This window comes from Halorubrum trapanicum, assembly GCF_002355655.1.
GTDB lineage: Archaea > Halobacteriota > Halobacteria > Halobacteriales > Haloferacaceae > Halorubrum > Halorubrum trapanicum_A.
On sequence record NZ_AP017569.1, the window covers coordinates 1,455,763 to 1,479,394 of the forward strand.

Sequence of the window (23,632 nt, forward strand, 5' to 3'; positions counted from 1 at the left end):
TGCCTAAAAAGTTCCATGGAACTGACGCGACGCGACGCGGCGGCCGCGCTGGCCGCGATCGGCGCGACCGGCGGGGTCGCGCTCGGCGTCCGTCGGGCGACCGACGATCGGGGCCGACCGGGAGACGGCGAGGCCGACGCGGCGTGGGACGGCGAGGGCGCCCCGGACGACGAGGCGGTCCGTGAGGCGATGACCGCGGCCGCGCGGGTCCTCTACCCGGAGGAGGTCTCCGGGATCGACGCGTTCGTCGACCGCTTCCTCGACGGGCGCCTCGACGGGTCGGCGCACGCCGAGGGCGTCCGCGCCGCCGTCGCCGAGGTCGAGTCGGCGGCCCGGTCGTGGTACGACGCGCCAGTCGCCGAACTCTCGGCGGCCGAGCGCGACGACCTGCTCCGCGAGCTCGGCGCGGACACGGCCGAGGAGGACCCCGGAGGGACGGCCGCGGAGCGCGTCCGCTTCTTCGTCGTCAACGAGCTGCTGCTCGCGCTGTACTCGTCGCCGACGGGCGGCGAGCTCGTCGGCATCGAGAACCCGCAGGGGTATGCCGGCGGCGCGGAGAGCTACCAGGAGGGGCCGCGATGAGCGGCGCCGAGAGCGTCGGCGACGGGCGGTCGGGGGCTGAGGGAGGCGCCGGCGAGGAGGTCGACCGCACTCCGGTCCCCGACGCCGACGTCTGCGTTGTGGGCGCCGGTCCCGCGGGCGCGCTCGTCGCCGACCGGCTCGCGGGCGACCGCGACGTGGTGGTCCTCGACGCCGGGCCGCGGTTCGACCCCGCCGACCGCCTCGCCAGACAGGAGCGGGCGATTCGGCCGTTCTACGGCCGGCCGGACGTGTGGGGCGTCGGCGGCGCGCGCGACGCCCACGAGAACGCCGGCGACTGGTTCTACCCGCTCAACCACGCCCGCGTGAAGGGGGTCGGCGGGTCGACGCTCCACTGGCAGGGGATGGTGATGCGGCTCCACGAGGACGACTTCAACTCCGGCACGGAGCGCGGCGTCGGCCCGGACTGGCCCATCGACTACGCCGACCTCCGGCCGTACTACGCCGAGGCGGAGAAGGAGCTGGGCGTCGCGGGCGCCTCCGACAACCCCTACGCGCCGCCGCGCGAGGAGCCGCACCCGATGCCGGCGTTCGAGCCCTCCTACAGCGACTCGCTGTTCGCCGAGGCCTGCGAGGAGCTGGGGATCGACATGCACTCGGTGCCGAACGCGCGCAACTCCGAGCCGTACGACGACCGGTCGCCCTGCGTCGGCTACGGCACCTGCCAGCCGGTCTGCCCGAGCGGCGCGAAGTACGACGCGACGGTCCACGTCGAGCGCGCGGAGGAGAAGGGCGCGACCGTGGTCGACCGCGCGCCGGTCGAGCGGCTGGAACACGACGGCGACGACCGGGTGACGGCCGCCGTCTACGCGACGCCGGACGGGGAGCGCCACCGACAGGAGGCGGACGCGTTCGTCGTCGCCGCCGGGGGCGTGGAGACGCCGCGGCTCCTCCTTTTGTCCGCCTCCGACCGCTACCCCGACGGGCTCGCGAACGGGAGCGGCCACGTCGGCGAGTTCTTCATGGACCACCTGTTCGCGGGCGCGGGCGGCACGCTCGACGAGGAGACGAGACAGAACCACGTCGGCTTCTACACCAGCGCCTGCGACCAGTTCTACGACGAGGCCGACGCCGAGCAGGCGCCGTTCAAGCTGGAGTTCTTCAACTACGCCGGCCCCTCGCCGGTGGAGATGGCGCTCACGGGCGACGACTGGGGCGACCCGCTCCTAGAGCGGCTCCGCGACGGGTACGGGAACCACATTGCGATGGGCGGGCTCGTCGAGCAGGCGCCGCGGGCCGACAGCCGGATCACCCTCGCCGACGACCGCACCGACGACCGCGGCAACCCCGTGCCGCAGATGGAGTGGACCGTCGGCGACCGCGCACTCGACACGATCGAGCGGGCGAACGAGATCCAGGTCGAGATCTTAGAGGAGCTCGGCGCCGACGTCGAGTGGGTCGCCGGCCCGGACGCGACGGGGCCCGCCTACCACCATATGGGGACGACGCGCATGAGCGACGACCCCGATTCGGGCGTCGTCGACGCCGACTGTCGGACCCACGACCTCGACAACTGCTGGATCGCCTCCAGCTCCGTCTTCCCCACGAGCGGCGCGATGAACCCGACGCTCACCATCGCCGCGCTCGCGCTCCGCGTCGCCGACGACGTGGACGCCCGCCTCTCGGAGGGGACCTGACGGCGGCCTTTCACTATTTTAGGCAAACCTAAAAATTCAAGTGGGTACGGGCAGAGATGCGGGTAATGAGCGACTCAGCGCACGCGACGAACGGGTCCGCGGCCGCGGTCGGGAACGGCAGCGAGGCGGCCGCAACGGACGATACCGACGCGACGAACGAGGCGGACTCCTTGGACGATACCGACGCGACGAACGAGGCGGACTCCTCGGACGACACGGACGCGACCGCCGACGGCGGAGAGGCGTACACCTTCGACGACCTCAGCGTCGTGATGGGGACGTACAACGAGGAGGAGGCCATCGCGACGGTGCTGGAGGACATCGAAGAGGTCACGAACGGGAAGGCGGAGGTCGTCTGCGTCGACGGCTCCTCCGACCGAACGCCGGAGATCGCCCGCGAGCACGGTGCGACCGTCGTCGAGCAGGAGCCGCAGGGGTACGGCGTCGCCGTGCGCGAGGCGATCTTGACGCCCGACCGCCCGGTGGTCGTCACGACCGACTGCGACGACACCTACCCGATGGAGGCGCTGCCGGAGTTCCTCGCGGAGATCAACGACGGCGCCGACGTGGTGAGCGGCGACCGGCTCTACCACGGCGCGGATGCGATGCCGGCGTTCAACCGCTTCGGCAACCACGCGTTCGCGGCGCTCGCGAGCCTGCTGATGGGCGAGCGCGTCCACGACACCACCACGGGGATGCGCGCGTACCGCCGCGACGTGGTCGAGGAGATCGGCTGGACGGAGAACACCGGCCTCTCCGCCGAACTGCTCATCCGCCCGCTGATGCGGGGCTACGACGTGCGCGAGCGGCCGATCCGCTACGCCGAGCGCCTCGGCGAGACGAAGCTCGACCCGATCGGCGGCGGCGCGGCCATCGCGAAGTCGATCGTCACCGTCTGTCTCGAAGAGCAGCTCCGACGGTTCTGAGGGCACCTCGTCCCTCGACGCCGTCGTCGGACGGCGGTCCGGAGGTACACTGTGGGCACAGTGGACCGCCGCCGGCGACGTTTCTACACTCGTGAGCGGCGGCGCCGACTACTTATAAATGAACGCGCGGATGCGGTCGGCGCGCGCCTGCGAGCGGCCGCCCTCGGCGGCCGCGAGCCAGCACGCGCGAGGGACGCGGTGAGTGAGGGGCGACCGGAGGGAGCCCGAGCGAATCGCGAGGCTGAGGAGGCGTGAGGTGCCGTGCGGGGCTGTGCGGGGTGGGACTCAAAGGGGCAGTCGCGAGGCCGCAGTAGGCGATGTAAGCACCGCAGGGAGCAGCGCGACCGAGGAGCGCAGCGAGCGTACTGCGGCCTCGCGGCTGGGGCTTTGGAGGTGGCCGCCGCCGATCTGCTGACAACTATTTATAAGCGAGCGGCTGGGGCTTTGGAGGTGTTCGCCGCCGATCTGCTGACAACTATTTATAAGAAATCGATGTATTAGTCGCTCGCTTCGGCGTCCGTCTCGAAGACGACCCACTCGGGGTGGGTCTGGGGCTCGTCGGGGAGGTACGTCCCCTCGTTGCCGCACTCCGTCACGAGCCGACAGGTCGAGCGCTCGGGCGGCCAGACGACTTCGACGCGCTCGCCGTCGGCTCCCGCCTCGTCACCCTCCGTCACCCGCACCGTGACCTCCTGCCGGTAGGTGTACGTCGCGCCCGCGGGGTCGACGAGCGTCACGGTCACGGCGATCACGTCGCCGTCGGGGTCGAACGGGACCGGCTCGGTCGCGTTTCCGGCAGCGCCGTCGCCCGCGGCCGCCGCGCCCGCGCCCGACAGCCGGGCGCCCTCGGGCGTCAGCGCCCAGTCGACCGCGAGCGACTCGCCGAGGTCGCTCACGGTGTAGGAGACGTGGTCCGGGCCGCCCGGGGCGCCCCGACGCGGGTCGACGCGGACCTGCGCGCGGGCGACGCGGTCGGGGACGCCGACGGTCGTCTCCGCGTCGATGCGGGCCCCCGACCGCCGGTCCAGCGCCTCAAGCTTGGGAACGACGCGCGCGTCCGGGCTCACGCCCCAGACGCCGTGGTAGCCGTAGCGGTACAGCGTGCGGTCGGGGTAGGCGTCCAACACGGCGAAGTTCTCCACCGGGTCGCGTTCGAGCGCGTACACGACGTCGCCGTCGAGCCCCGGCCCGTTCCGGAGGTACTGGAACGGGTGGTTCTGCCACTCGCCGTACGGCGTGGGGAGGAACACGAGCCCGTCCTCGAACGTCGTCTCGTCGATCGGCGCGTACGCGGCCTCGAGCTTCTCGCCGACCGCGGCGTTCCGGTCGATCGGCTCGGAGGCGGCGTCGACGGCCGCGACGCCCGCCACGGCGACCGCGCTGGCGACGACGACGGCGAGCGCGACGCGGGTGACCGCGGGCGAGACGCCCCGGGCCGCGAGCCGCTCGCGGGCCGCGACGAGCCCCCGCCACCCGACGGCGACGCCGAGTCCACCGAACACCGCCAGCGGGACGAGCAGGTCGAAGTGGTAGAACGGGCCGAACAGCGACGCGAGCCCGTCGGTCGGGTCCGAGAGGTCCGCGAGCGCGTTGTGGGTCCCCCAGAAGTACAGGTTCCCGACGACGACGGAGCCCGCGACGCCGGCGAGCAGCGCGGCCGCGGTCCGGCGGAACGCGGGGGAGTCGGACGGGGCGGGCGCTCCCGGCGAGTCATCGACGTCGCCGCCGTCGGCGACCCGCGCGGCGCCGGCGGACGCTCCGCCGAGGAGGCCGCGGGGGTCGCCGCCCGCGAGCCACCCCCAGAGCGCGGCCGCGACGCCCCCGACCGCCAGCGCGGTGCCGAGCGGGCCGGCGACGAACCACCGGGTCGCGATCTCGGCGAGCGCGTACCCGTTCGACTCAAGCGCCAGTTCGAGCGTGTAGTCGACCGAGTGGCCGAGGATGCGCCGCTCGCCGAAGCCCGGGCCGTCCATCGGCGCGAACTCCTGGTACGGGAACACGAGCGGCGACCCCGTCATCCGGGCGTTGTACGCGAACGTGACGCCGACGAACAGGACGCCGAACAGCGCCGTCAACCCCTGGCGACGGATCGGGCCGGGGAGCTCGCCGGACCGACCGACCGCGACCGCGCGGCGGCCGAGGGCCGCGAACGCGCGCGGCGTCGACCGCCCCGTCTCGGCGCCAAAGCGGCGGACCGCCGCCCCCACCCGCCACAGCGCGTGGGCGATGAACGGCGCGGCGAACAGCACCGCGGTGTACGGCCGCGAGAAGAACGCGATCCCGATCGCGACGCCCGCGACGCCGGCGGCCGCGAGCGACCGGTCGCGGACCCCGCGGAGGTACGCGACCGCGAAGACCAGGTTGAAGAACGTCGTGGGCGCGTACGGGAGGAACGCCGACGACGTCGCGATCGCCATCGGCGACGCCGCGAACAGGAGGCTCGCGGCGAGCCCCGCCCGCCGGCCGAACGTCTGCGAGCCGAGCAGGTACACCAGGGCGGCGTTGCCCGCGGCGATCGCCGCGAGCGTGACGCGCGGCTCGTCGAACAGCCACATCGAGACCGCGAACGTCGCCGCGGGAACGGGGTTGTACTTCGGGTAGAGCCGGCCGTCGTCCTCGATGAAGAACCACGGGTGGACGGCGTCGGCGAGCGGGCCGGCGTGGAACTCCAACTGGCCGCCTAAGAGGAGCGCGGCCTGCGTGAGGTAGACGCCCTCGTCGTGGTTCGCGGAGTGGTGCGAGAAGACGGTGGCGGCGATCGCGAACGTCAGGGCGCCGGCCGCGACGGCGACCAGCGCGGCCGCGAGCGTCACGCGGTCGGCGCGGGCGAGCCGCTGGCGGAGTCGGACGGCGAGTCGGTGGGGCCGCACGGACGGTGGAAGGAGTGACACGAACGGTGAGCGGGGGTGATATGGGCGTGGTGTGGGTGAGGCGACCTCAGATCTGGACGCCGGCGTCGCGCATGAGGTCGATCGTCGGTTCGAGGTTCGACAGCTGCGTCAGGTCGAGGTCCGGGACGTCGAGCTCGTCGATCGGCGGGAGGTTGCCGATCGGCTCGACCTCCGGGATCAGCGGGTACTCGAAGGTGGAGCGCGCGAAGTAGTCCTGCGCCTCGGCCGACAGCAGGTGCCGGACGAAGTTGGCCGCGAGGTCGTCGTCGTCGGCGGTGTCGACGACCGCGGCGCCGGCGACGTTGAACACCGCGCCCGCGTCGCCCTCGGTGAACGAGGTGGCGATCGGCGCCTCCGGGTTCCCGTCGATCACGCGCTGGATGTAGTAGTGGTTCGTGAACGCGGCGTCGATCTCGCCGTCGGCGATCGCCTGACAGGTGACGAACTCGTCGGGGTACGTCGAGGCGCCGCGCTCGACCATCGCCTCGAGCCAGTCGCGGGTGGCCTCCTCGCCCTCGAGGATGCGCATCGCGGTGATGAACGCCTGCGCGGAGCCGTACGACGGCGCCCAGCCCAGGTCGCCCTCGAACTCCTCGGGGTACGCCATGATGTCGTCGAGCATCTCGCTTTCCGAGTACTCGTCGGTGTTGTACGGGACCGTCCGGGCGCGCCCGGAGGTGCCGATCCACTGCTCGGTCCGGAACTCCTCGCGCACCTTGTCGGTCACCTCGGACGGGAGCTCCTGCGTGCGCCCCTGGTCCGCGAGCGCGCCGAGCGCGCCGGAGTTGACAGAGTAGAACACGTCCGCGGGCGACCCCTCGCCCTCGTTGATGATCTGGTTCACGAGGTCGGTCGAGCCGCCGTACCGGACGGTGAGGTCGAGGTCGTCGTACAGGTCGTCGATGTAGCCGACGAGCTCGCCGACGAGGAACTCGCCGCGGCCGGAGTAGACGGTGAGCTCGCCCTCCAGCGCCGGCATCTCGGCCATCGGCGTGCCGCCCGGGAGCCCGCGGCCCGCGCGGCCGGACCCGATCTGGCCGACCGCGGACCCGCCGTCGCTCCCGTCGCCGCCGTCGCCCTCGTCGCCGGTCCCGTTACAGCCGGCGATCCCCGCCACGCCGACCGCGCCGGCGGCCGCGATGAACTTTCGTCGTCGAACGTCGCGTCCGTCGTGTCCGTCGGATTCGTGGTTCGTCATGTGTTTTAGGCTTACCTAAATACTTTTAGTCGTGTCGATTCAGTCGTCCGCGGGCGCCGGCGTCCGCCGGATCCCGTCGAGGCAGTCGAGCCAGTCGCGCATGTACTCGCCGCAGTGGTTGAGGAACGCGCCGTTGTTCCACTCGGAGAAGTCGCCCTCCGCGAGCGCGTCGGCCATCTCGTCGAAGACCGCCTCGTACGAGTCGGCGTCCGCGCCCGCGCCGTCGATGACCTCCCAGACGTGCTCGTTCAGCTCCAGCCCGGCGACCTCGTTCGCGAGGTCGTCGAACGTCGACCGCGGGGCCTTGTTGTGTTCGCACAGCGGGTCGCCGTTGTAGATCCGCTTGCCGAGCACGTCGCAGGCGCGTTTTAAGAAGAGGCCCGACCAGATGTCGTCGAACCGGCCCACGTCCCACTCGTTGTCGTCCATCGGGAGCTGGTAGAACGCCGGGATCACCTCGCGGCGGAACGCGAGGTTCATCGAGCAGACGGTGAGGTAGTTGCCGCGCGCGGCGACGAAGTCCTCGCCGAAGTCGTCGGCGGTCGTGCGGGTCTGCGCCTGCCCCTCCAGGTCACCGTCCATCAGGATCCGCACCGCGTCGAGGTCGGGGACGTTCGTCCACAGCCCCTGCGAGGCGACGACCTCGCCGCCCTCGACGTCGACCGCGTCCGTCTCGACCGTCTCGTCCATCGCCGAGTACGGGTAGCCGCGGGGGTAGAGCCCGTGCTCGTCGGCGTCGTCGTAGAGGACGTTCACCCAGTCCTCGTCGGAGCGCACGCGCTCGATCTCGCCGTCGAACGCGAGGTTCTCCATGTGGCGCCCGAAGTAGTCGACGTCGTCGTGCGGGAGCGTGTCGTCGTCGATGAACACGCCGTACTCGAAGGAGTCGTCGGCCCACATGTACAGCAGGCCGAAGCTCGTCTCGGCGTGGCTCGCGGCCGGGACGACGTGGTCGTACTCCGCGACGCCGTTGGCCTCGTACCACTCCTCGCGGCGGGTGCCGTCGAACACCTCGCCGGAGACGTCGAGGTCGTCGAGCATGGCGCGCATCTCGTCGGTCTCGCAGAAGTCCTCGGTGACTAAGAGGAAGTGGAGCCGCGAGACGTCGAACCCGTGTTCGCGGGCGTTCGCGACGTACACGCGGAGACACTCGTACTCCCGTATCGTCGGGACGATCACGCAGATGTCCGAGTCGTCGGGACGCTGGGCGGTGGTCGGCATGTGCGATAGTTTTTAGGCCGACCTAAAAATCTAGCGGTCCGTCGCCGTCGGCGCCGCGGTCGATTCCGTCTCCGGCGCGGACTCGTCCGGACGGCCCGTCAGCGAGAGGTCGAACGCGGCCGCCGCGACCGCGCCGCCGACGAGGGTGACGCCGTTCTTCAGCGCGTGGTCGAGCACCGCCGCGGCGAGCGCGACCTCGGGAGCGATCGGCGTCGTGGCGACGACGATCCCGGTGAAGGCGGCCTCGTACAGCCCGATCCCGCCCTGCGAGAGCGGCAGTACCTTCGCGAGGTTCCCGGCCGAGACCGCGAGGGTACCGACGACGAGCAGCGTGACGGGGGCGGCGCCGCCGCCGAAGCCGCCGACGAGCGCCGCGAGCACGAGGACCGCGGTGGCCACGTCCAGTCCCCAGACGACGGCGCTGGCGAGGAACACCCGGACCAGCGCGGCCCCGTCCGCCGCCACGACGCGCACGGCGGCGCCGAACCGGACCGCGGCGTCGGCGACCGAAGCGAGCCGGGAGCCGTCGGCGCGCTCGCGGAGCGTCGGACCGAACCGGCGGTCGCTCCGGGCGACCGCGACGGTGACCGCCGAGCCGAGCGCGGCCGCGACCGCGATCCCCCCGGCGGCCGCGACCGCTCGCCCCGACCCGTCCGGCGCCGCGGCCCGCCCGTCGACGAGCAGGACCGCGAGCGCGGCGCCGCCGAGGACGCCGAGCGCGACCAGGTCGAAGGCGCGCTCGACCGCCAGCGACGCGACGCCGGTCGGGTACGACACCTCGCGCCGGTCGTTCAGCAGGTACGCGCGCACGCCGTCGCCGGCCCGGGCGGGGACGATCAGATTCGCGGTCTGGCTCGCGAACACCGCCGCCGTGAGGAACGCGGTTCGGCAGCGGCGGCCCATCGGGGCGAGGACATCTCCGTACCGCCGGCCGCGGACGGGCCACGACAGCAGGTACGCGCCGAGCGCCGCGGCGAGCAGCGCCGGGTCCGCGGTCGCGGCCGCGTCGACGACCGTCCCGACGTCGAGGGTCCGCGCCAACACCGCGCCGCCGACCGCGAGGACGAGGAGCGTGCCCGCGACCGCGAGCGAGCCCCGGGGCAGACGCTCCCAAAGTCGAACGAGGCGCTCGCGGAGCCGAGCGGCGGCGACGCGCGGGTTCATCCATTCGTTTAGGTCGCCCTAAAGAATAAAACGCTGGCGGTTCGCGGAGGCGAGCGGCGGCGGCGCGATCCCGCTCCGGGTCGACGCAACGCGTTTGTTCGTGGAAATCGAAATACCACGCATGAACGCGAACGAGGCCGTCCCCGGCTCCGCGACCGACGCCGTGCGGATGTGGCTCGTCGAGCGCACCTACTCCGACGACGAGCAAAATATGGTGATCCTCACGTACGCGACGCCGGACGGCGAGCGCTACTTCCGCAAGGAGCGCGCGCTCACCTCCTTCTCCGACGTGCGCGACACCACGGCCGCCGTCGACGCGGCGCCGTCGAACGTCGGGACCGTCGACGACCCCGACGACCGCGAGCGGTACGCCGCCGAGGCGATCCGGATGGCGAACGCGCACGACCCCGACGACGTGATCTGAGTCGCGAGCCGGTCGGGAGACGAACCCCCCGCACACCCTTTTCACCGCGCGGTTCCAACCCTCACCCCATGCGCGCCACCCTCGAAACGCTCGCGCTCGTCCTCCTCGTCGGCGCCGCGCAGGCCCTCCTGAGCCTCGTCGGCCTCTTCGGACTCCTCGCGCTGTCTACCCCCCTCTCCGTCGCGCCGTGGACCCTCGTCACGAGCGTGTACGCGCACGGCTCCGTCGGCCACCTCGTGGCGAACGCCCTCGCGCTGCTGCTCGTCGGCCCCCTCGTCGAGCGCCGGACGACCCGCCCGCGGTTCCACGCGTTCGTGGTCGCCACCGGCGCGCTGGCGGGCGTCGCACAGGTGACGCTCGGGAGCCTGCTCGGTCCCCCGGCGGCCGTCTTGGGAATCAGCGGCGCCGTCTTCGCGCTCGGCGGCTATCTGCTCGCCGGCAACGTCGTGAGCGCGACGCTGTTCGACCGGCTGCGGCTCTCCTCGCGGGCCCAGCTGCTCCTGTTCGGCCTCGTCGCCGTCGTCCTCACCGCGACGACGGCCGCGCCGGGCGTCGCGCTGATCGCACACGCGACGGGCGCGTTCTGCGGGCTCGTCGCCGGACGGATGGGCCTGCTCGACGCGAGCTGAGCGGGGCGGGACCCCGGGCGAGACGCGATCGGCGGCGCCGCCGCTGGACGGGACGAAAAAACGAGAGGGGGAAAGAGAAACGCCCTAGCGCTCAGTCTTCGAGAACGATCTCGATGCTGACGTCGTTCGGCACTTGGACGCGCATCAGCTGGCGGAGCGCGCGCTCGTCGGCGTCGATGTCGATAAGCCGCTTGTGGACGCGCATCTCCCAGTGCTCCCACGTCGCCGTCCCCTCACCGTCCGGGGACTTGCGCGACGGGATCTCGAGCGTCTTCGTCGGCAGCGGGATCGGGCCCGACAGGGCGACTCCCGTCGAGTCCGCGATCTCGCGGACGTCGTCGCAGATGTCGTCGAGGTCCTCGGGGCTCGTGCCGGCGAGGCGGACGCGTGCCTGCTGCATCGGTTATCGCTCGTTGACTTCGAGCACCTTGCCGGCCGCGATGGTCTGACCCATGTCGCGGATGGCGAAGCTGCCGAGCTCCGGAATCTCGCCGGAGGGCTCGATGCTGAGCGGCTTCTGGGGGCGCACGGTGACGACCGCGGCGTCGCCGGACTTGATGAAGTCCGGGTTCTCCTCGGCGACCTCGCCCGAGGACGGGTCGATCTTCTGATCGATGGACTCGATCGTACAGGCGACCTGCGCCGTGTGGGCGTGGAAGACCGGGGTGTAGCCGGCCGTGATGACCGACGGGTGCTGCATGACGACGACCTGCGCCTTGAACGTCTCGGCGACGCTCGGCGGGTCATCGGCGGGGCCGCAGACGTCGCCGCGGCGGATGTCGTCCTTGCCGATGCCGCGGACGTTGAACCCGACGTTGTCACCGGGCTCGGCCTTGGGCACCTCCTCGTGGTGCATCTCGACCGTCTTCACCTCGCCGCCCACGTCGGACGGCTGGAAGGAGACGTTGTCGCCGGTGTTTAAGATTCCGGTCTCGACGCGTCCCACGGGGACGGTCCCGATGCCGGAGATGGTGTAGACGTCCTGAATCGGCAGGCGGAGCGGCGCGTCCGTCGGCGGCTCGGCCTCCGGCAGGTTGTTGAGCGACTCCAGCAGGGTCGGCCCGTCGTACCAGTCGGTGTTCTCGGACGGCTCGGCGACGTTGTCGCCCTCGAACGCCGAGATCGGCACGAACGTGGTGTCGTCGGTCGCGAAGCGGACCTGGTTGAGCAGGTCCTCGACCTCGCCGATGACCTCCTTGTAGGAGGACTCCTGGTAGTCGACCAGGTCCATCTTGTTGACGCCGATGATGAGCTCGTTGATCCCGAGCGTGCGGGCCAGGAACACGTGCTCGCGGGTCTGAGGCGCGACGCCGTCGTCTGCCGCGACGACGAGCACCGCGTTGTCGGCCTGCGAGGCGCCCGTGATCATGTTCTTCACGAAGTCACGGTGGCCCGGACAGTCGACGATGGTGAAGTAGTACTCGTCGGTGTCGAACTCCTGGTGGGCGATGTCGATCGTGACGCCGCGCTCGCGCTCCTCGGCGAGGTTGTCCATCACGTAGGCGAACTCGAAGCCGCCCTTGCCCTTCTCTTCGGCTTCCTCGCGGTGCTGCTCGATTACGTGCTCGGGGACGCTCCCCGTCTCGAAGAGGAGGCGACCCACGAGCGTGCTCTTGCCGTGGTCGACGTGGCCGATAATGGCCAGGTTCTGGTGCGGTTTGTCACTCATGGGGTAATCACGCGCTAAGGCGCTCTGTGAGTAAGTTTCGGTTGATTCCACTAAAACGGTTTCGATACGGGCCACAGAGTATCGCGCCGCCGTCCGGCGATTCTCGACAACGCGGGACACGACAGAGCGACACACGCCCCCGGTCCGCGGCGGCGGACTCGGCGGGCGGAGTCGCATACTCCGGCCGAACGAGCCGGGCTACTCCAGCCGTCCCACGTCTCCGAGGACCGCGCTCGCGGTCTCGGGGCCGCCCGCGCCGCGACCGGAGATGTTGAGCCGGCCGGCGTGGGTCGTCTCGATCTGGACAATGTTCTGCGTGCCGGAGACTGCCAGCGTCCCGTTCTCGGGGACGAGCCGCGGGGCAACGCGGACCGTCTCGCCGGTCGCCTCGCCGATCAGCCGCACCGTCCGCCCGTCCTCGGCCGCGAGCCGGAGCGCGGAGCCGGGCACGTCGCGGATCCCCGAGACGTCGGCGTCGTCGAGCGCGAACTCCCGGGCGTCGCCGGGGTCGTCGGCCGCGCCGAAGGAGAGCACGTTCGCGAGGATGACGCACTTGAGCGCGGCGTCGGTCCCGTCCACGTCGAAGGAGGGGTCGGCCTCGGCGACGCCGAGGTCCTGCGCCTCCGCGAGCACGTGGTCGTAGTCGAGCCCCTCCGCGGCCATCCGCGTCAGGATGAAGTTCGCCGTCCCGTTGAGCACGCCCCGGACCGCGGTGACGTGGCCGGGCTCGATATCCTCGACGGTCGACACCGCGGGGATCGCGCCGCCGACGGTCGCCTCGAACCGGATCTCGCCGTCGCTGTCGTCGACCGCGGCCCGCAGGTCGCCGAATCGCTCCGCGACCGGGCCCTTGTTCGCGAGGACCGCGTGGCGGTCGCGTTCCAGCGCGCGAGTCACGTGCGAGAAGCCGGGCTCGGCGTCGCCCAGCGTCGTCGGCGTCGCCTCCACGAGGACGTCGTAGTCCGCCGCCAGCGCGTCCGCCGGGTCCGCGTCGCCGACGATTCCCCGCTCCGCCTTCCGCGCGACGACCGCGTCGGGGTCGACGCCGTCGGTGCTGCCGGCACCGCCGGTCCCGCTCGCACCGCCCCCGTCCGCGACGACCGCCGTCGAGGAGTCCGCGACCGCGACGACCTCGTGGCCGTACTCGCCCGCCAGCTCGACGACGGAGCGCCCGACGGCGCCCGCGCCGATCACGGCGAGCCTCACGCGTCCACCCCCGTGAGCGGCTCGACGACGCGGAGCTCCTTCTCGTCGGCGAGCTCGCGGACCGCCGCCAGCGCCGCGTCCGTCTCGCCGGCGCGAGCCTCTAAGCGGAGCCGCGCGCTCGACGCCTCCTCGGTGCCCTGCGGGGCCGCGAGCGACACGTCGGCGACCGACGCCGACTCGCAGGCCTCGATCCGCGAGAGCGTGTCGGAGAGGTCGGTGTCGATGAGGTGGCCGAACAGGAGGATCGTCACCTCCTCCGCGTACCGCTCCGTGCCCGCCTGCATCACGTTCACGCCCTCGCTGCGGAGCGCGTCGACGATCTCCTCGAACCGCTCGGCGGTCGCCTCGAAGTCGACCTCGACCGGGATCCGCCCGCGGGGCGTCTTGTTCCCGCGCTCGTGGTAGATCGACAGGAGGTTGCCGCCGTTGTCCGCGATCGGGTGGAGCGCGGCGAGCAGCTGGCCGGGCTCGTCGACGAGCTCCAGCCGGACCGTGTGCGTCGAGGGGGTCGCGGCCGCGTGGCCGCCGTCCGGGGAGGCCGCGTCCGCGCTCTCGGCGCCGGTCGAATCGGCCGCGTCTTCCGCGTCGAGCGCGGCCTCCGGCGTCCCGTCGCGACGGTCGCTCACGCCGCCACCTCCGGCGCCTCGCCGCGACCGGCCGGGGCGAGGGCGCGCGCTCGCAGGCACGTTCCTGTCCCCGGGGTGGAGCGGTCGCTGGGTGGCTCCGTCGCGGTGCGCCGGGGGGGAGTCGTACCCGTCTGCATACCCGAACGGAGTCGGACGATCGGGTATAAGCCTTCGGCGATGGCAGGCGTTGCCTCGCCCTCGCGCCTGTCAACGCGGCGCACGGATTCGGCGGGCGGGAGCATCCCCACAGTTATGGGCGGCGGGGTCCGAGGCTCCGGCGTGCGACACCCTCCACGCAGTTCGCCGAGCGTCGTGACGCAGTTACCCGCGCCGAGCCGCCGTTCACCGAGCCGAGGTGAGCCGGGGGAATGAGCGACGGCGGGCTCTCGATCGACGGCCCGAAGACGCTCAAGGGGGCGGTCCTCCTGTTGCTGATCGGGCTCGCGGTCACCGGCTACGGCGCGTACGATTACACGCAGCAGTCGGACGCGGTCGACGACGCCGTCGCGGTCGACGCCACGGTCACCGACGTCGGCGTCGAGTCGGCGTCGAGCGGGAGCAGTCCGGGCGTGGACTACCGGCCGACGGTCCGGTTCACCTACGAGTACGAGGGGACCGAGTACGCGAGCACCAGCGTCTTCCCGTCGGCGATCACGTCGAACTACGACACCGAGTCGGCGGCCCGCGAGGTCGTCTCGGAGTACGCCGCCGGCGAGTCGACCACCGCCTACGTCGACCCCGCCGATCCGGACGGGGGATTCCTGAAGACGGAGACGTCGAACGCCCCGCTCTTCGCGGCCGTACTCGGCCTGTTCCTCGCCCTCGGCGGCGGGGTATCGACCGTCAAGCGGATCCGCGGCTGACGGCCGCGCCGCTGCGGGAAATGGAGTTCAAAGAGAGAGGAAAAACGGGGACCGGCTACCGCGAACCGCGCCGTCGACTCAGAAGTAGTCGATCGACTGCGGCAGTTCCAGCTTCATCCCCTTGCGCTCGCGGATCTCCATGATCTTCTCGCGCTGGAGGTTGTCGACGAGCACGCGGAAGCCCGCGTTCTCGGTGTTCCACGAGGCGCGGCCCTCGGTTGCCGAGCGGATGTCGGAGGAGAACCCGATCATCTCCTCGACGGGCGCGATGCCCTCGACGACCATGAGGTCGCCCTCCTGGTACATGTCGTCGACGCGGCCGCGACGGCCCTGGATCTCGCCGGACGCCGCGCCCATGTGTTCGCTGGGCACGTCGATCCGGACGTCCTGGATGGGTTCGAGCAGGCGGACCTCGCCGTCGATCAGCGCGCGGTGGACCGCGTCGCGGACCGCCGGGATGACCTGTGCCGGGCCGCGGTGGATGGTGTCCTCGTGGAGCTTCGCGTCGTGCAGGCGGAACAGCGACCCCTGGACCGGCTCGGCGGCCAGCGGGCCGTCGTCGAGCGCTTCCTGAAGCCCCTCCAAGACGAGCTCCATCGTCTCGTTGAGGTGCTGGATCCCCTTCGTGTCGTCGATGAGGATGTTGGTCCGGTGGATGTCCTCGACGTTCTGCGAGGTGTCCTTGTCCATGCCGGCCTCCTGCAGCGCCTCGCGGCGCTCCAGTTCGGGCATGTCCATCGAGACCTCGCCGAGCTGGATGGCGTCGACGATCTCCTGAGCCATCGGCTCGACGGTGATGTAGAACTTGTTGTGTCGGTTCGGCGACTGCCCCTCGACCTCGCGGGAGGCCTCCTGGGGCTGCTCGCGGAACACGACGATCGGCTCCCCGGTGATGACCGGGATGCCCTGGTTGTCGCGGATCCGCTGGGTGATCACTTCGAGGTGGAGCTCGCCCTGCCCGCTGATGAGGTGCTCGCCGGTGTCCTCGTTGATCTCGATCTGGATCGTCGGGTCCTCCTTGGCGACCTGCTGGAGCGTCTCGATGAGCTTCGGCAGGTCGTCCATGTTCTGGGCCTCGACGGACTTCGTGATGACCGGCTCGGAGATGTGCTCGATCGACTCGAACGGCGTCATCTCCACGGAGGAGACGGTGGAGCCGGCGATGGCGTCGCGCAGCCCGGTGACGGACGCGATGTTCCCCGCCGGGACGCGGTCCACCTCCTCGCGCTCAGACCCCATGAAGAGGCCGACGCTCTGGATTCGGTTCTTGCCCGCGGTGCCGGAGACGTACAGCTCCTGGCCCTTCTCCAGCGTGCCGGAGAAGACGCGGCCCGTCGCGATCTCGCCCGCGTGCGGGTCCATCGAGATGTCGGTGACCATGAAGACGACCTCGCCGTCCTCGTCGACCAGCCGCATTGTGTCGGCCAGCTCGGACTCGGGATCACCGCGCCAGATGCGCGGGACGCGGCGGGGCTGGGCGTCGACCGGGTTCGGGAAGTGCTCGCAGACCATGTCGAGCACGACGTCCGACAGCGGCGTCCGCTCGTGGAGCTCCTGGCGCTTGTCGTTCTGTTCCAGCTCCATGATGTCGGCGAAGTCCATGCCGGTCCGCTGCATCGAGGGCATCGAGACGCCCCACTTGTACAGCGCGGAGCCGAAGCCGACCGTGCCGTCCTCGACGGAGACGGTCCAGTCCTCGGGGATGTCGTCCATGTTCTCGGCCATCCCGCGGATGAGCTCGTTGACGTCGGCGATGACGGACATCAGCCGCTCCTGCATCTCCTGGGGCCCCTCCTGGAGCTCCGAGATGAGGCGGTCGACCTTGTTGATGAACAGCGTCGGCTTCACGCCCTCGCGGAGCGCCTGCCGGAGCACCGTCTCCGTCTGGGGCATCGCGCCCTCGACGGCGTCGACGACCACTAAGGCGCCGTCGACCGCGCGCATCGCGCGGGTGACGTCGCCCCCGAAGTCCACGTGACCGGGGGTGTCGATGAGGTTGACGAGGTGGTTGGTGTCCTCGTACTCGTGGGTCATCGAGACGTTCGCCGCGTCGATGGTGATCCCGCGCTCCTGCTCGTCCTCCTTCGTGTCCATCGCGAGCTGCTCGCCCGCGGTGTCCTCGGAGATCATGCCGGCGCCCGCCAGCAGGTTGTCGGAGAGCGTCGTCTTCCCGTGGTCGACGTGGGCGGCGATGGCGATGTTCCGGATGTTCTCCGGGGTGTCCATCAGCCGCTCACATTCCTGAACGATCTTCTTGCGTCGGCCCATTATACCGAGTGTTACCGAAAGGAGGGTCAAAAGGGTAGTGTTTCGTCGCGGCCGTTTCGCGGGCGAGTACCCCCGATCGCCGCCGATTTCGTGTCGACCGGTGTCACGGGACAGGCGGGAGACCGACGCCCGTTCGCGGTCGTCGGCGCCGGCGACGCTCGTCACCGCGGCCCGCGAGCATCGGGTCGGTTTTAAGGGCCGACTCGGGAAACGTGGGGTATGAACGAGACGCTCTCACGGCTCGACGACAGCGGCGTCGTCGCGGTGTTGCGCGGAGTCGAGGCCGACCAGCTGATCGAGATCACGGAGGCGCTGCGCGAGGGCGGCGTCACCGCCGTCGAGATCACCGCCGACACGCCCGACGTGGCCGAGAAGCTCGGCGAGGTCGCCGGCTCCTTCGGCGACGAGGTCGTCGTCGGCACGGGGACCGTCCTCGACAGCGAGACCGCCCGGACGACGCTGATGGCGGGCGCGGAGTTCGTCGTCTCCCCGAGCCTCCACGAGGACGTCATCGAGACGTGCAACCGCTACGGCGCGGTCACGGCGCCCGGCGTGATGACCCCCACCGAAGCGATCCGCGGCTACGAGGCGGGCGCCGACTTCGTGAAGGTGTTCCCCGCGAAGACGGTCGGTCCGGACCACCTCGGCGCGATGAAGGGTCCGCTCGGCCAGATCCCGATGATGCCGACCGGCGGCGTGAGTCCCGACAACGCCGCCGACTACGTCGACGCGGGCGCGTTCGCGGTCGGCGCCGGCGGCGCGCTCGTCGACTACGACGCCGCCGAGCGCGGCGACTACGAGAGTATCACCCAGACTGCCCGCGAGTTCACGCGGGTGGTCGAGGAGGCGCGAGACGACGGGTAGAGACGACCGGACCGGCTCGGCCGGACCGCGTCGGTGGCCCCGACTCGGACTGGTAAACGTGACAGCGAAACGTGAGTAGTAGGTTATCTCGTCGGCGAGCGTATGGTAGTCATGAGCGCAATCCCATGAGCGGCGGGAACGACGTCTGCGTCCGCTGCGGCGAATCGACTCGACCGAGCCGGCTCGTCGTCGCCAACTCGGTCGACGACCCGTTACAGGTGTTCGAGTGCCCCGGCTGCGGCGCCGTCGTCCGGATAGGCGGGCACGGGTGGTGAGGTCACGGGTGGTGAGGCCCCGACCCGGGTTGGGCGCACGCAGTCCCGGACCGCTACATGAAGTCCGCGATGCCCGACTGCTTGTTCGTGTCGTCCTCGAAGATCGACTCCAGCGACTGGTCTAACACCTTCAGCCGCTGTTTCGTGTAGGGCCGGCAGCCGAACCGCTCCGCGACCTCGATGGCGGTGTCGACGTACTTGCTCACCGACCCCTCGTGGACCGTGAGGTTCACGCGGCCGCCGCACTCGCGGCACTCGCCCGTCAGCGGCATCCGCCGGTACTTCTCGCCGCAGTCGAGACACCGCGTCTCCTGCCGAGAGAACGCCCGCAGGTTGCCGATGATGTCCGGCAGGAAGTGGTACTCGATGACGCGTTCGGCCACGTCGGTCTCGTCGACCGCGCGCAGCTTCCGCGCCAGCTCCAGCTGCGCGTCCATCTTCTCCATCATGTCGCCGAGCGTCTTGTACGCCGAGAGGTCCGGCCCCATCGCGATGTCCGTCGTGTCGTGGGTGTGGTCGAACCCGTGATACTCGTCGTCGGTGCCGAGCGTGTCCTCGCCGATTTGGATCAGCTCCTCGACCGCCTCCGGATCGGCCAGCTCCCGCGACGCCTCGTACAGCTCCAGCGGGTACTCCCGCACGATGTCGACGTTGTGCGCCTCGTCGTCGATCTCCGAGGGGTCGATCCGTGAGGACATCACCAGCGGGGCGTCCATCCGCCCGCCGCGCTGGTCCGGCAGAAATTCTTTCGAGAAGTTGAGAAGTCCGTCCATGAGCAGCATCACGCAATCCTCGTCACCATCGCACTGATCGACCGACAGGTCGTTCGCAACGAGAGAGTGCGTGTCTTCGACGGTGAGGCAGTACACGTGCTCAACGTCGCTCTCGACGACTTCCACTTCGTCGACATTCTCGACGAGGTACTCTCCGGATCCGCCGTCCGACACCTTCGGTGCGTACGGCTCGACGGACGAGACGTTCTCCATCAGCCGGTCGCGCTTCCGAGAGAGGTGGAAGCCGGCAATTTCGGAGAACCGAACGGCGTCGTGTGACGAGACACTGAGGACGTACGTCTGCGCGGTCATCCGCGGATTGCTCTCGTCGTAGAACTCGGGGAACTTATCGTGGAGTTGGACCCTCTTCGGTCGGTCGACGGTCGCGTGGATATCGAGCCGCCGCAGGAGACCGATCAAGTCCTCTCGAAGCTCCTCGCTCACCGTCGTCGCGGTGATTCGGAGCGACCCGTCGTCCACGCTGCCGTCGCCGCTGAAGTAGCCACTCAGATACGCTCCGACGATCTCATCGGGTGCACCGAAGATCCGATCAGGGACTCGCTTCGTGTGTGCGTACACACCGGAGTCGAGCACCGAGTCGAAGAACGCACGCAACAGGCGACCGGAGACGGTCACTTTGGCGTGATTCTCTTCGTACGGGTCGACCCCGAACTCCTCTCGCAAAACGTTGAGGAAGAACTCCCTCGCCTCCGTTTCCGTCCCGCAGATCGTCGTCTGGTGGATCGTCCCCTTCGGCGTCTCCTGTTCGCGGGCGAACCCTTCCGCCGCGTAGTAGCCGAGTAGCGTCGCAACGCGCTCGTTGAGATCGACGAACCGATCGATCTCCGTGCGATCGCGTTTCATTCCGAGGGTGACGTCGTCCGGAACGAACGCGAGCATCTCGTCGAGCGAGGAGAAACACTGCTGAAGATACGAGACAGGGAAGCTCTCCCGGTATAGGTAGTTACTCAGCGTCTTTTTGTTCGTCTCGAACACTTCGGTCATGCTCTGGAGGGGATAGAACCGCCCGTCCCAGTCATCCGCGAAAGCGTCCTCGAAGAGATCGTACAGCCGGTCTTTGTCCAGCCCCTTGATCATAAGGCGGTCGGTCGGAACCGCGTCAGACCGGACAAACTCGGCGAGTAGGTCGAACCGCTGCGGGTCCCGACTGATGTCGTCGGACCCGATCGAGTCGGGGATCACCAGCCTGTCGTTCGCGTCGAGTTCTCGCGCCTCTCTGCTGGCGACCTCGTCCCGGTCGTCGTCGTACACGTGAACCCCGTGGTCTGGAGTGACGGTTATCGATCGACCTGACTCGGTACGAACCCGCACGAGGTGGTTCGGTGCGTCGTGCTTGCTAACTGCTTCTACCGGACGAGAGACACGATCGCCGTCCGCGGTCAGCGACGGAATGCGCAGGTTTCCGTCGACACCCTCCAGTTCGCCGACAGCCGTTCCGAAGTCGTCGAACTCGACGTCGGATCGATCGAGGTACGTCTCGACGAACGCCTCGATTTCGTCGTATCGTAGCTGACCGGTCTCGTCCTCGTACCAGATTTTCGTCTCCGGATGGAAGCAGTTCCGACGTTTCGCGGCGTGAAAGTACGGATGAGCGTATCCGACCGCGGCCGAGGTGAAACCTACCACTCTCCCGACAGTCGCGGCGCTCGTGTGGGGCGCCATCCCGAAGACGAGCTCGCCGACGAGGTCGTCGCGCTCGTTCACCTCGTAGAAGCGGTCGAGCCCGTAGAACTGTTCGAGGAGGTCGTCGACGAAGTCCGCGGTCTTCAGCATGTGCTCGGCCGCGCCGTCCGAGAGGACGATATCCTGGACCCGGAGCTCGACCACCTGGTCGTCGTGGCGGAGCGGCTCGCCGTCGACGTCGGTCTCGTACCCCAGTTCTCGGAAGTGGTCGGCGGTGACGTCGAGCTCCGCGGGCTTGACCGCGGTGACCGGGAGGTCGGTCATGTCGTAGCGGACCGTGCCGTCCTTGAACGAGGTGACGCCGTTTTTCGCGCGCAGGACGCCCTTCTCGATCGGCTCGGGCGTCTTGTTCCGCGAGGTGAGCCCCTGGACCCCCTTCAGGATCTCGAAGGCGGACTCACGCTCGCCGACGGTCTCCAGCGCGGAGCGGTACGCGTCGTTGACGTCGACCTCCTGGCGGGTCGCGGCCGTCACCTCCCACTCGCAGTTCGGGCACTCGACGCGGCCGGCCTCGTCCGGCTCGCAGACGGTGCCGCAGTCGTTACACTCGTAGTGCGGCTCCGTGTGCGTCTCGCAGTCGGGGCACAGCGCGGCGTAGGTGTGCTCGCCGCAGTCGGGGCAGACGCGGTCGGAGACCTCTAGTTCGTGTCGTCCGCGGTGGCCGGTGTCGTCCATCACGTTCGCCGCCTCGGCCACGTCGCGCTGGGGGCCGCCCGCCTCGTTGATCGGGAACAGGGTGTGGACGGCCGGCGAGAGGTCGCGGCTCTCGGACTTCTCGGGGCGACCCATCCGGTTGCCGATCCGGGTCGGCGCGCGTTCGCGCACCTCGAACGGCGCCACCTCGTTGACCGCGCGGATCGCGTTCTCGCCGTCGGCGTACTCGCGGGCCGCGGCCGAGAGGTCGGCCGCGTCCCACTCCCGGCGAAGCCCGTCGTCGATCCCGAGCGACCGCGCGAGCGGGCGCCACGTCGGGATCCGGAGCGCGTCCGGGGTCGCCGCGTGCTCGACCAGCAGCGACTCCAGCGCGTCCTGAACCGTGTCGGTGCGCTCGATCGCGAGGACGCTCTCGACGACCTCGCCCGCGGCGACCGCCTCGGCGAGCGCCTCGAACGCGTCGACCGACACGTCGTGCCAGAGGTAGGTGTATTCGGGGTGGAGCGGGCAGTCGTACTCGCGCGCCCACGCGAGCGCCTGATCGACCTCCGGGTGTTCGAGGTCGACGTGCGGGTCGTCGCCCATGGCCTGAACGTCGGCGCCGGCCGCCTCGAACTCTTGGACCCACCACTCGGGCGCGTACGACGCGGGCGCGAGCGGGTGGTTGTTCTCGACGAACTCCCCGTAGTTGACGAGGTACTCCCCTAAGTCGAGCACCTTCTCGATCCCGTTGCGGACCGCCTTCGCCTCCTCGGGGTCGTCGATCCGCCGGACCTCGCCGTTCGCCAGCCGGACCGTCGGCCCCTCGATGGAGTCGACCGGGACGACGCCGTGCGCCTTCCCGGGCCGCTCCGTCTTGATCTGCGTCCCGGCCGCGAGGAAGTCGTCGACGATGTGCATCGTCGCGGGGTGGACGCCGCCGGTCGCGAACCCGTGGTTGCGCGCGCGGCCGTACCGGAGGCGGAACCCGCCCGCCTCGCTCGGGTGGGTGAAGACGGGCCGGCCCGCGATCAGGTCCCGGAGGAACTTCTGGGAGGGCTCGGCGCGGGGCGGGCCATCCGCGTCAGCCTCGGGGGAGTCGGCGGCGGCTTCGTCGCCCGCCTCTTCCGATTCGCCGTCACCGTCCTCCGCGTCGTCCCCATCGGCCGCGTCGGACGCCGCGGCGTCCCCGTCGCCGGCCCCGTCCTTCCCGATCGTCCCGTCGATCAGGTCTTGGAGCCACGGCCAGTCGACCTCGTCGAGGTCGCGCGTGTACCGCTGGATCTTCGGCGCCTTCAGGGCGATCCCCTCGGCTGCGACGAGGCACATCCCGCCGCGCGCGGAGTTGGTGTCGACGCGCTCGAGGTCGCGGAACCCCGAGACCTCCTCGTCGCTCGTCGCCTCCCCGTCGAGCATGACGGGGATATGCTTCGCGATGAACTTCGACTCCTTGTCCTTCGGCGTGTACTGGAGCCCCGTGTCCTTGTCGTACAAGGCGATCTCCTCGGCGTAGCGCTCGACCTCCACGTCGCGCGGCTTGTACTCGTCGATGCCCAGCAGCGAGCGAGCGTAGTCGGCGACGAGCACCGACAGCGCCTGCGCGGTCCCGCCCGCCGACCGGATCGGACCGGCGTAGTAGACGTTGACGAACTCGGTGCCGTCGTCGTTCTCCAGCAGCTCCACGCGGTCGATCCCCTCGATCGGCGCGGCGACGACGCCCTCGGTGAGCAGCGCGACGGCGGTGCGGACGGCTCCCTCGATCTTCCCCTCGCGGGAGTCGTAGTCGCCGACGTTGCCGTCGACGAAGTCGGTGACCAGCTCCAGCGCCGCCTCCTCGCGGGACATCTCGCCCTCCAGGTCGCGGACGCGCTCCGCGACGCCGTCGATGCCGAGGATGTTCTCGACGCGGTCCGCCATGTCGCGGGCGACCGGGATCTCGATCTCGGGCTCCGGGTCCCGACCCTGCTCTTTGGCCGTCTCCGCGACGTCCCACGCCTCGTCGAGCCGCTCCTCGATCCGCGCGAAGTAGCGCTCGTCGTCCGGTCTCATCGGGCCTCGGTC

At 70.3% G+C, this 23,632-nt stretch carries 18 protein-coding genes; 8 read left to right on the forward strand and 10 right to left on the reverse strand.

Annotated elements, in window-relative coordinates:
* The first annotated feature begins 15 nt into the window (after positions 1 to 15).
* From CPZ01_RS07075 to CPZ01_RS07085, 3 genes are all read left to right on the forward strand, one after another.
* Positions 16 to 582 carry a gluconate 2-dehydrogenase subunit 3 family protein gene (locus CPZ01_RS07075; RefSeq protein ID WP_096394081.1) on the forward strand — a complete coding sequence of 189 codons (567 nt, stop codon included), beginning with the start codon at positions 16 to 18 and terminating at the stop codon, positions 580 to 582.
* Positions 579 to 2,237 carry a GMC family oxidoreductase gene (locus CPZ01_RS07080; RefSeq protein ID WP_096394082.1) on the forward strand — a complete coding sequence of 553 codons (1,659 nt, stop codon included), beginning with the start codon at positions 579 to 581 and terminating at the stop codon, positions 2,235 to 2,237. Before CPZ01_RS07075 ends, CPZ01_RS07080 begins: the two co-directional genes overlap by 4 nt.
* A 272-nt stretch (positions 2,238 to 2,509) precedes the next feature.
* Positions 2,510 to 3,163 carry a dolichyl-phosphate hexose transferase gene (locus tag CPZ01_RS07085; protein WP_231899235.1) on the forward strand — a complete coding sequence of 218 codons (654 nt, stop codon included), beginning with the start codon at positions 2,510 to 2,512 and terminating at the stop codon, positions 3,161 to 3,163.
* Between the two features lie 497 nt (positions 3,164 to 3,660).
* Here CPZ01_RS07085 and CPZ01_RS07090 read toward each other — a convergent pair whose 3' ends face one another.
* From CPZ01_RS07090 to CPZ01_RS07105, 4 genes are read right to left on the reverse strand one after another with little or no spacing between them, the layout of a single operon-like run.
* On the reverse strand, positions 3,661 to 6,054 hold the full coding sequence (locus CPZ01_RS07090; protein ID WP_096394084.1) for an ArnT family glycosyltransferase: 2,394 nt from the start codon (positions 6,052 to 6,054) through the stop codon (positions 3,661 to 3,663).
* Between the two features lie 46 nt (positions 6,055 to 6,100).
* Complete coding sequence (locus CPZ01_RS07095; protein ID WP_096394085.1) at positions 6,101 to 7,252, reverse strand: extracellular solute-binding protein; 1,152 nt, start codon at positions 7,250 to 7,252, stop codon at positions 6,101 to 6,103.
* A gap of 39 nt (positions 7,253 to 7,291) precedes the next feature.
* A complete protein-coding gene (locus CPZ01_RS07100) occupies positions 7,292 to 8,473 on the reverse strand; it encodes an alpha-1 4-glucan-protein synthase (protein WP_096394086.1) in 1,182 nt (393 codons plus the stop codon).
* A gap of 30 nt (positions 8,474 to 8,503) precedes the next feature.
* Entirely contained in the window at positions 8,504 to 9,637 is a 1,134-nt protein-coding gene (locus CPZ01_RS07105) for a lysylphosphatidylglycerol synthase transmembrane domain-containing protein (RefSeq protein ID WP_096394087.1), read from the reverse strand.
* A gap of 121 nt (positions 9,638 to 9,758) precedes the next feature.
* On the opposite strand from CPZ01_RS07105, the gene CPZ01_RS07110 reads away from it, so the two are divergent.
* Together CPZ01_RS07110 and CPZ01_RS07115 are read left to right on the forward strand one after the other, a co-directional pair.
* Positions 9,759 to 10,061, forward strand: a complete 303-nt coding sequence (locus tag CPZ01_RS07110) for a hypothetical protein (RefSeq protein WP_096394088.1) — start codon at positions 9,759 to 9,761, stop codon at positions 10,059 to 10,061.
* Positions 10,062 to 10,129: 68 nt separating this feature from the next.
* Positions 10,130 to 10,690, forward strand: coding sequence for a rhomboid family intramembrane serine protease (locus CPZ01_RS07115; RefSeq protein ID WP_096394089.1), 561 nt, complete (start codon positions 10,130 to 10,132; stop codon positions 10,688 to 10,690).
* A gap of 91 nt (positions 10,691 to 10,781) precedes the next feature.
* Here the strand turns inward: CPZ01_RS07115 and rpsJ are convergent, their stop codons facing one another.
* From rpsJ to CPZ01_RS07135, 4 genes are all read right to left on the reverse strand, one after another.
* Positions 10,782 to 11,090 carry a 30S ribosomal protein S10 gene (gene rpsJ / locus CPZ01_RS07120; protein ID WP_004048854.1) on the reverse strand — a complete coding sequence of 103 codons (309 nt, stop codon included), beginning with the start codon at positions 11,088 to 11,090 and terminating at the stop codon, positions 10,782 to 10,784.
* 3 nt (positions 11,091 to 11,093) lie between these two features.
* Entirely contained in the window at positions 11,094 to 12,359 is a 1,266-nt protein-coding gene (gene tuf / locus CPZ01_RS07125; RefSeq protein ID WP_096394090.1) for a translation elongation factor EF-1 subunit alpha, read from the reverse strand.
* A 198-nt stretch (positions 12,360 to 12,557) separates the two neighbouring features.
* Positions 12,558 to 13,565, reverse strand: coding sequence for a homoserine dehydrogenase (locus CPZ01_RS07130; protein WP_096394091.1), 1,008 nt, complete (start codon positions 13,563 to 13,565; stop codon positions 12,558 to 12,560).
* Complete coding sequence (locus tag CPZ01_RS07135; protein WP_096394092.1) at positions 13,562 to 14,191, reverse strand: amino acid-binding protein; 630 nt, start codon at positions 14,189 to 14,191, stop codon at positions 13,562 to 13,564. The genes CPZ01_RS07130 and CPZ01_RS07135 overlap by 4 nt, the downstream gene beginning before the upstream one ends.
* A 368-nt stretch (positions 14,192 to 14,559) precedes the next feature.
* Between CPZ01_RS07135 and CPZ01_RS07140 the strand changes: the two genes are divergently transcribed.
* A complete protein-coding gene (locus CPZ01_RS07140) occupies positions 14,560 to 15,054 on the forward strand; it encodes a DUF3592 domain-containing protein (RefSeq protein WP_096394093.1) in 495 nt (164 codons plus the stop codon).
* Between the two features lie 78 nt (positions 15,055 to 15,132).
* On the opposite strand, the gene CPZ01_RS07145 is transcribed toward CPZ01_RS07140, so the two are convergent.
* Complete coding sequence (locus CPZ01_RS07145) at positions 15,133 to 17,322, reverse strand: elongation factor EF-2 (RefSeq protein WP_096394094.1); 2,190 nt, start codon at positions 17,320 to 17,322, stop codon at positions 15,133 to 15,135.
* Positions 17,323 to 17,541: 219 nt separating this feature from the next.
* Here CPZ01_RS07145 and CPZ01_RS07150 point away from each other — a divergent pair, with 219 nt between their 5' ends.
* Together CPZ01_RS07150 and CPZ01_RS14980 are read left to right on the forward strand one after the other, a co-directional pair.
* Positions 17,542 to 18,186: a bifunctional 4-hydroxy-2-oxoglutarate aldolase/2-dehydro-3-deoxy-phosphogluconate aldolase gene (locus tag CPZ01_RS07150; RefSeq protein WP_096394095.1), complete on the forward strand. Its 645-nt coding sequence runs from the start codon at positions 17,542 to 17,544 to the stop codon at positions 18,184 to 18,186.
* Between the two features lie 125 nt (positions 18,187 to 18,311).
* Complete coding sequence (locus CPZ01_RS14980; RefSeq protein WP_157745937.1) at positions 18,312 to 18,461, forward strand: hypothetical protein; 150 nt, start codon at positions 18,312 to 18,314, stop codon at positions 18,459 to 18,461.
* Between the two features lie 53 nt (positions 18,462 to 18,514).
* On the opposite strand, the gene polC is transcribed toward CPZ01_RS14980, so the two are convergent.
* On the reverse strand, positions 18,515 to 23,620 hold the full coding sequence (gene polC / locus CPZ01_RS07155) for a DNA polymerase II large subunit (RefSeq protein ID WP_096394096.1): 5,106 nt from the start codon (positions 23,618 to 23,620) through the stop codon (positions 18,515 to 18,517).
* Positions 23,621 to 23,632: the final 12 nt, after the last annotated feature.